A 7859-nucleotide genomic window follows, 5' to 3' on the forward strand; every position below is an offset into this window, starting at 1 on the left:
TAATCAATGTGTGCATAGAATCAATAAATAACACTGAAGAAGATTATTTAGATAAAGCACTAAAACTTAAAATTAAAAAATTCGGTGAACCCCCTATTGTAGATGAAAAGTTAAAACAAAAAGCCTTGAGACATTTAATTGGACAAGGATTTTCATATTCAGTTGCCAATAAAGTGATCAGCCACTCAGGTGAAGAGGATTAATACAATTCAGTATTTGCTGAAAGAAATGTCAACCAATATGTAAAAGCGTGAAGGGTAAGAACATTCAAGGATAAAAAAACCAACGAGACGTTTACTATCTCTCTGCCCATTTGGTAGTCAACAAAACCTTATTCTTCGAGATAACAACCGTCAAATTTATTTTGTAGACCTGCAGGATTATTCTGCTTACGCAGGTTGCTAGTAACATTTTTAGAGAGACTTAACATTGATGCTCACCTATGGGTATTGATGACTCACATCGAGGGAATGTTACTTGATGAGGGTAAACCTAACACCCAATCAGGAATGCATGAGGTAAAAAAAGAATGGGTGTCACCCACAGGTATGAGTTTACAAGCGATGCGTTCGGATAGAATACTTGGATGGCAAAAATTGATTTAACGTTGCTCAGCCCCCAATTAATTCCATATCGCTTAAATGCTCAAATAACTTGTCCCCTCCCCCCCTTTTCACGACCTCTTTTCTCTATTATGATGTGAATATTGATAATCGGTTAGGTAAGCTAGCCCATCAAATCGGTGAGCGCAGAGATGAAGCCAATACTCTATTACAAACGACTCAACCGACTACTCCTAAGAATTAATCCAAATTAATAAGGGAATATCAACACAGATACAAACAATCTGTTTCCTCAGCTGTAACGAGTCAACATAGGTTTGACGTTGTTAAACTCGATAATTCTATTAAAGGTTTGTATATGAAAAAAATAATATTAATTGCTGTCTGCGTGATGTTTGCCGTTGCAGCAATAACCAGTATCTCCTCCACATCTTATATTTCTAACCAAGAAATCGACAAAATCGTCTTTAATAAATCACAGGCACAAGCACAACTAATTGCTAAAAATATTGAGTATGTTTTAGAACAATCGGTTCAACCTTTAGCTGATTTACAAACACTTGTTGAATCGTTGAAACAGCGTCCAGATATCAGCTATGCGGTGGTTATTAACAAAAACATAGAGGCCATCGCCCACAGTGATAATAAAAAAATAGGTAAGATTTACGATGATAACTACACCATAACAGGCGCGGGTAAAGGCGAACCTAAACACTCTAAATGGTATGCCGATGTACAGCAGGTGTGGGTATACGACATTATGACACCCGTTTATGTCGATGGTGAGCTATACGGTGCTTTTGATATTGGAGTACCAATTACCGAAGTGAGTGCCGCTGTAAAGGATATTGTATTCACGCAATTGACTGCCATCATTAGCATATTTTTAATTTGTGTATGTGTACTTATGTGGCTACTAAGTCGATTTTTCAAACCTCTGTTAGCTTTACAAGAAGCCCTGAAAAACATTTCTACAGGCGATGGGGATTTGACTCTAAGATTGCCTGTATACGGTAATGACGAAATTGCTCATATTTCTCGCGCATTCAACGCATTTGTAGAAAATATTAATAAAATTATTTCTCAGGTTTTACAAACAGCCAATGAGTTGGGCCAATCGGCAACTGAACTACGAAATCAGTCCTTACAAGCCCTATCAAGGGGCCAAGATGAAAGCGAACAAACGTTATTAGTGGTTACATCCATTAATGAAATGATCGCCACCATTAATGAAATATCTCGAAATGCGGCAGGGGCTGCAGATTCAGCAGAAACTGCCAACAACGAAACGCAATCTGGCAGTAAAATATTACAAGGTTCAACCAATACTATTAATACTCTGTCCAATGAAATGAATAACATGTCGCAAGTAATAGGATCTCTTGCAGATCGAACTCAATCTATCGGATCTATACTTGACGTAATCCGAGGTATTTCAGAACAGACTAACCTGCTTGCGCTCAATGCAGCCATCGAAGCTGCTCGCGCTGGTGAATCGGGACGAGGTTTTGCCGTCGTTGCAGATGAAGTTCGTAACCTTGCAACCAAAACTGCCCAATCGACAGATGAAATCCAAAATATGATCAATCAGCTGCAACAAGAAGCAAAAAATGCGGTCAACGTAATGAACAGTAGTAAGGCATTAACCGTTCAAAGCACGCAAGCAACCGAAGAAGCTCAAAAAGCACTGGAGAAAATATCAGTACAGGTTATGACTATTCTCAGTATGAATACACAAATGGCAACAGCAACAGAAGAACAATCATTCGTGGCAAATGAAATCAATATCAATATGGATATAGTCAACAACTCAGTACAAGAAGGTTTGAGTGCAAGTAAAGAGCTAGAAGTAACAAGTCAAAACCTAGAACAGTTAGCACATATTTTAGGTCAACACGTTGGCTCATTTAAAACATAAAAAATCACAAAGGCACCCATACTAAATATCATCGACTGGTTCTACATATCTGACTAAATTACGATGGCTGTCCATGTAGTTCTCTTAGTAAATTGCTATGAAGGTCTTGTTAAAATGTCTCTTGTTAAAATGGCCATGATAAAGAGCCACTGTTCGCGTGTAATCAATTCGATGGTTTTGGTATACTTTGCCAAAATCAGCATCATTTGTGTTTCATGTACTTACCCAAAAACTGCCGCGTTATTACCATTGGCGATGGAGATTTAAGTTTTTCGCGTGCCCTACTCGCCCATGTTTCCCGTGAGGATCTTATCGCAACCACTTATGACAGTGAGGATGTACTAAGGGACAAATACACACAAAACGCACTAGATGATTTATTAAACGCGGGGGTAATGGTCAAGCATAGTGTCGATGTAAACGATTTAGGCAGCATTACCCGCCTGCCTCATAACTTTGCCGATATCGTGATTTTTAATCACCCATTGGTACCAGCGCAACGAAGTTACACTCAAACCCAAAAAGAGCGTGATAAAAGTGCGAACTTAGCCAATCGTGATTTGCTGTATCACTTTTTAAAACAAAGCTTCGAGGTATTATTAAACCCAGAGGGTGAGCGCCTTTGCTATATCACTAGCAAGTCAGTGAAACCTTACAGCCATTGGCATATTGAAACGAGTTTAACCCTTAATAAACCTTACCACTACCTTGGAAATGAGGCCTTTAATTCCTCGTTATTTAGACACTATATGGTGCGCAAAGTAGACCGAGATAAGTGCGTAAAGCTTGAGGCGAGTGACGTGCATATATATTCGGACAATACGCTACATCCGATTAAAAAGTACCTAACACCATTCAGTTTTGCCGGAGATAAATGCTGCCCACTTTGCCGAAAAGGCCCGTTTGCAAATGCCAATGATTGGAAAAATCATCAAATCACTCGTCTTCATAAATCACAACAGCAATATCATGATATGTGGTCAGGACATTGCAATGAGCATTATCAAAAATAGGTGTGTAAAAGCGCCTTATTCTGATGGAAGGCTTATATCAAGATATATAAAATATAATATGCCAATGCATTTGGCTCACATAATTAAGATAACCAGAGTCATAAAGCACCCAATCACAGCTTATTTTGCTACTTTCTAAAAATGGTTATCTTCTTTATTTCGTTCTTTATTTCGCAGGTGTTTTTGAGTCAATAAGGTGCCGTTGTAAAGCCGATGATAGCGGTTTAACACCTCATCTACTGACCAGGATAACGCACAGTCTTTATCTGCATGCACCACAACATGAGTATGATTGCTCATTACAGCATAAGCACAGGCTCGGTAGTCGCGCTATCAATACCCACTATGCTGGACAAGAGTAACAACTTATCCTCTACCCACCCCTGACGATGCTCACAACTTTGGCTTGAATAATTATCCACAGCGCGGCGGCGGCCCTACACAAAAAAGAGCGTCTCACACAGCGTATCACGCAATGATAATGAGACGTATCAATCAAATTCACTTGTCTTTTTCAAGACCGAGACATAACTCTGCACATGACCCAAAAATAAACGATAGCATTATGCTTAGTTTAACTTTAGTTAATCTTGCCCTACAGAAATTCAAATCATTACAATTTTCCAGGTACATTCGCACTCTTATGCCGCACTCTTACAACAAATATTTCAGTCTTATTTCTATACAGACAATAACGAAGGCGCAGGGAAACGTCTGTAAAACAATTTTCCACTTAACAGTAGTGAACGTACCAACAAGCTTTTACTTAACGATCATTCTGCGGGCTTTTACAGTATAAAATTTAAATTGTATCTGGAAGGGGTGTCAGATGATGAAATCCTTAGTCGTAATACTTGTGTGCATAAGTATTATATTAAGCTCAACTGCTCGTGCTGACTATGCGCTTGGGTGTAACGATCCTGAATATCATCAATATATAAAAGATCGATTCGCTCATTTCGAGACAAAAAATCGACGTTCACTTACCTATACTTTGCGCGACTATGAACGAAGCTTAGCGGCAAACAAACATCCATTTCAAGTGATAGGCGATTTAAGCCGGCACCTTAAATATAGCGCGCAATTTGAACCAATCGATGAGGTCAATGCCAAGATTAATCGCATCTTTGAACATGCAAATAAGTTAAGTATAGGGCAGCAAATAGCCGGTGATGTGTTTGACGGTTTTAGCAGCGAAAAACACTCTGTAGGTATTGCACGAGCATGGATCGCATACAGACAAGGCAATCAAGAATTAGCCTTTGAAGAGCTATTGAAGTCTATCGATATAAGCGGCTCAGCGGTCCTAAGTTCTTTTGGTCCTGACCTCGAGTTAATTCGCCACATTTATCGTGATGGGCATCTTGCGCCTGTTGTTGACTACATCAACAAAACTGAAGAGTTCTGGACCGGCAGACGCCCCAACGGCCTTCGCTATGTATGGCTTGAAATGATAAAAGCAAAGTGCAAAGTGCAATTTGATTTTGTTGATACAATAAAAGCATTAGAGCTTGGTATTAGCGTCATTGATGTAAACAAAGACTATGGACTGAGTCGCTAATGCAATTATGTCATTCACGACTTTGCGCAGTTAACTTTGAGGGGGATAAAGGGATCGGATTCCATTTCGTATTAACATTATGCTCAGTAGCAGGGTTCTTGAGTTTATCTTAATAAACGGTGTAATCCTGCTCAGAAAAGAAACTCGCTTGGCGATTATTGCATCGTATTATGTGCTGAGGACAGCCAACGATGGATAGTCGAGGTAGGCGAGCCATTTTTGTATTCCTTTACATTTTTTGGGTATACAAAGTCTAATTCATAATGCCGTTTATTCAATTCCGACTATTTTCAACGAACCTGACCCCGCATGTCGAGAATTCCCGCTGAACTGTGCTTTTTGAGGTCACTTGGGCATATAAAGGCGTTGTTTAGTTAATAGGGCTCTAAGCGATGATACTTTTTGTTAAGCTTGTTGAATAAGCACCGCTATTTGAGTTTATAATGGCGGTCAAATAGTTTTCGCAATTGATGGACCCACGTGAGTATAAAATGACCCATAAAGTACGTTATAAGTTTAATGGTGTGGCAAAGGAAATAAGTTTTTCTTACAGCCGCTATCGCAATATGCATGAGGCAGTGGCCGATGCTGAAGAACTAGACCTTAGCCACTTTTTGCAAACTGAGCAGCGAGTTGCCTCCATCAGTAAAGGCAAAGCTACCGTAAGAAATTTTAGAGATGCCGAATTTGTAAAAATGGGTTTTACTGAATTATATTTCTTAAAAAATGGCCAAGAATGATGGTCGTTTTTAGTCATGAGGCGAATTAACGGCATTAACAAGAAACGAAATGAACAAGACAGCCATGATGACGAGCAGCAAAAAAATAGTGGTGCGAATGATTATGATGGGTGTTTTTATAATTTGCTAATTTGCTGCTCGTTTGAGCGGAACATATTTCACAAATTAGTCAGTTCGGATGGGGAAAAGATAATTTAATGTTGTTCTGCTGCCCCGATATTTTGGGTTAACTAACATTTCACTGAGCCTAAGCGCTGTCACCATTCATTTTTTCTAATTCAGCAATATGTCGATGGGCCTCATGCAGCTGACGCTCGATACCACAACGAGCGTCGATCATTTCGTTGGCGATAGTGGCTAAGTATTTAAACTCTGAGAACCCCAGCTTTTTGCCATCCATATGCTGATATTCACGTTTACATCGATAAAAAAACATCACAAAATTTAAAAATGCCCGTTGAAAGGTAATATAACTTTTTATCAATATAATAATTAACACCAAAGTGGTAATTGTCATAATCAACAAGCTGATACGCTCAACCCTTTTTTCAGCGAAAGAGATGAGAACAGCCAGTTTGTTACTTACTCTGGTTAGTTGACTTTCCAGTGCGTGGGCTTGCTCGCGGAACTGCCCCTGCAAACCCAGAGTATGATCTAACCCAATAGTTTGATAGGCCGTGACTAACTGCAAAAAACTTTGCTGGTAAATGTCCAATAAGGCTTGTTGTTGCTGGACATTAAGCTGGTTGCTTTGAGTGATAGCTAAGGATAATTGTTGGTAAAACAACGTCTCACGTTCAACATAAACCAATTTTTTACGGAGTAAAAAATCTTTCTCGCTACGGCGCATTTGTAGCATAAGTATTTGCAAATCGGTTTGATTGAACCGTTGCAATTGCTCCTCTAAACGATGAGTGGCCTGACGAAAACGCCCTTGAAAACCACTATTTTCATCGAGTCCAATTTGAGTTTGTAAACTGACCAACGAAAGGAATTGCGTGCGATACTGGGTAAAACTAACACTGAGTTCATCAAATAAGGTGTTGGTGTCACCTAGCTTGGCAAAAATAGGATTTAACTGAGTGATCTGTTGAGAAAAAACATCGGCTCGTATTCTAAACTTATCCACATATTGAGGGTCTCGGCGTAATAAAAAGTCTTTTTCATGACGACGTAATTGCAGTAACTCATGACTTAAATTAAGTAACTGTTTACTTTGACTATTGAGATTAATTAACCTGTCCGTGTTATAAATTTGGTTACCAACCAACACCAGCATTCCCGACAAACACACCGTGATAATAATGATTAAACGGGTTTTAATCGAATCAAACTGTATTGTTGCTAACATAGTCTAATGTCCATAATTATAATCCTCTAACATGGCATTTAATTATGACGTTTTGATGTATTTAACGTTAAATTATTCTGCAACGAAATGGATAAACGGCTTGCGCGGTCAGCAAAACTTGAACTGCTATTCTGGGCGAAACCACCATGGAAATATAGTCATTAGCCACTGATGAGTTGGTCTGAAATCTAGAATGTGTCATACCTGGAGAATTAACAAAATTAACCAAACCTGCAATATGTAGTAGATATTGCATATCTGCAGTATCGGTTTGATTCATAAAATTTAATCACAGGAGCGTAAAAGTGAAAAAAATTATTATTGCTTTGCTGGTATCTCTTACATGTATCGCTAATGCAACACTCATAACTAGTAATACCATTACTAGTCCAACAGCGATTAATGTCAGTACTCAAGAAACCGTTCTAGGAGATTCTGGACCTATTCAGATCGGCGATTTAGTTGCTGAAGATGTAACCATTACGGGTGTATCTCTTTATACTAATCTTGATGGTTGGGGACTTGTTAATAATGGTAGTTGGTTGGCAGGAATGACTTATGTTTCTAGAATAACAAAATTAACAATAACAAAATTAACAAGACACCCATGATAACGAGTAGCCAAAAAAATAGTTTTTGTGATTTATTACGATGGGTGTCTTTATAATTTGTTTATAATTTGCAAAATGTGTCGATCCCTATGATGAAGAAGC

The 7859-nt window shown here is 38.7% G+C and carries 9 protein-coding genes and 1 pseudogene; 7 read left to right on the forward strand and 3 right to left on the reverse strand.

Annotated features, from left to right (window positions below):
- From QZ562_RS17660 to QZ562_RS17675, 4 genes are all read left to right on the forward strand, one after another.
- Positions 1 to 203: RecX family transcriptional regulator (locus QZ562_RS17660; RefSeq protein ID WP_293763101.1), on the forward strand; the 203-nt coding region annotated here is incomplete at its 5' end.
- A 249-nt stretch (positions 204 to 452) separates the two neighbouring features.
- On the forward strand, positions 453 to 605 hold the full coding sequence (locus tag QZ562_RS17665) for a hypothetical protein (protein ID WP_293763104.1): 153 nt from the start codon (positions 453 to 455) through the stop codon (positions 603 to 605).
- A 316-nt stretch (positions 606 to 921) separates the two neighbouring features.
- Positions 922 to 2481 (forward strand): methyl-accepting chemotaxis protein, encoded by a 1560-nt coding sequence (locus QZ562_RS17670; protein WP_293763107.1) that lies wholly within the window; start codon positions 922 to 924, stop codon positions 2479 to 2481.
- Between the two features lie 215 nt (positions 2482 to 2696).
- Positions 2697 to 3494, forward strand: coding sequence for a class I SAM-dependent methyltransferase (locus QZ562_RS17675; protein WP_293763110.1), 798 nt, complete (start codon positions 2697 to 2699; stop codon positions 3492 to 3494).
- 174 nt (positions 3495 to 3668) lie between these two features.
- On the opposite strand, the pseudogene QZ562_RS17680 reads toward QZ562_RS17675, so the two are convergent.
- Positions 3669 to 3999 (reverse strand): annotated as a pseudogene (locus tag QZ562_RS17680) (transposase); the annotation flags it as partial.
- A gap of 324 nt (positions 4000 to 4323) precedes the next feature.
- On the opposite strand from QZ562_RS17680, the gene QZ562_RS17685 reads away from it, so the two are divergent.
- Positions 4324 to 5055 (forward strand): hypothetical protein, encoded by a 732-nt coding sequence (locus QZ562_RS17685; protein WP_293763113.1) that lies wholly within the window; start codon positions 4324 to 4326, stop codon positions 5053 to 5055.
- 491 nt (positions 5056 to 5546) lie between these two features.
- On the forward strand, positions 5547 to 5795 hold the full coding sequence (locus QZ562_RS17690) for a DUF2960 family protein (RefSeq protein ID WP_293763116.1): 249 nt from the start codon (positions 5547 to 5549) through the stop codon (positions 5793 to 5795).
- A gap of 247 nt (positions 5796 to 6042) precedes the next feature.
- Here QZ562_RS17690 and QZ562_RS17695 read toward each other — a convergent pair whose 3' ends face one another.
- Entirely contained in the window at positions 6043 to 7146 is a 1104-nt protein-coding gene (locus tag QZ562_RS17695) for a hypothetical protein (protein ID WP_293763119.1), read from the reverse strand.
- Positions 7147 to 7213: 67 nt separating this feature from the next.
- Positions 7214 to 7426, reverse strand: coding sequence for a hypothetical protein (locus QZ562_RS17700; protein WP_293763122.1), 213 nt, complete (start codon positions 7424 to 7426; stop codon positions 7214 to 7216).
- Between the two features lie 25 nt (positions 7427 to 7451).
- On the opposite strand from QZ562_RS17700, the gene QZ562_RS17705 reads away from it, so the two are divergent.
- Positions 7452 to 7757, forward strand: a complete 306-nt coding sequence (locus QZ562_RS17705) for a hypothetical protein (RefSeq protein WP_293763124.1) — start codon at positions 7452 to 7454, stop codon at positions 7755 to 7757.
- Positions 7758 to 7859 lie beyond the last annotated feature (102 nt).

Source organism: uncultured Paraglaciecola sp. (assembly GCF_913058035.1).
Lineage (GTDB): Bacteria > Pseudomonadota > Gammaproteobacteria > Enterobacterales > Alteromonadaceae > Paraglaciecola.

Bases quoted from the DNA above. Each gene is read 5' to 3' on its own strand.
- QZ562_RS17665 (WP_293763104.1), top strand. From the start codon at position 453: ATGACTCACATCGAGGGAATGTTACTTGATGAGGGTAAACCTAACACC.
- QZ562_RS17690 (WP_293763116.1), top strand. From the start codon at position 5,547: ATGACCCATAAAGTACGTTATAAGTTTAATGGTGTGGCAAAGGAAATA.
- QZ562_RS17700 (WP_293763122.1), bottom strand. From the start codon at position 7,426: ATGAATCAAACCGATACTGCAGATATGCAATATCTACTACATATTGCA.
- QZ562_RS17670 (WP_293763107.1), top strand. From the start codon at position 922: ATGAAAAAAATAATATTAATTGCTGTCTGCGTGATGTTTGCCGTTGCA.
- QZ562_RS17685 (WP_293763113.1), top strand. From the start codon at position 4,324: ATGATGAAATCCTTAGTCGTAATACTTGTGTGCATAAGTATTATATTA.
- QZ562_RS17695 (WP_293763119.1), bottom strand. From the start codon at position 7,146: ATGTTAGCAACAATACAGTTTGATTCGATTAAAACCCGTTTAATCATT.
- QZ562_RS17675 (WP_293763110.1), top strand. From the start codon at position 2,697: ATGTACTTACCCAAAAACTGCCGCGTTATTACCATTGGCGATGGAGAT.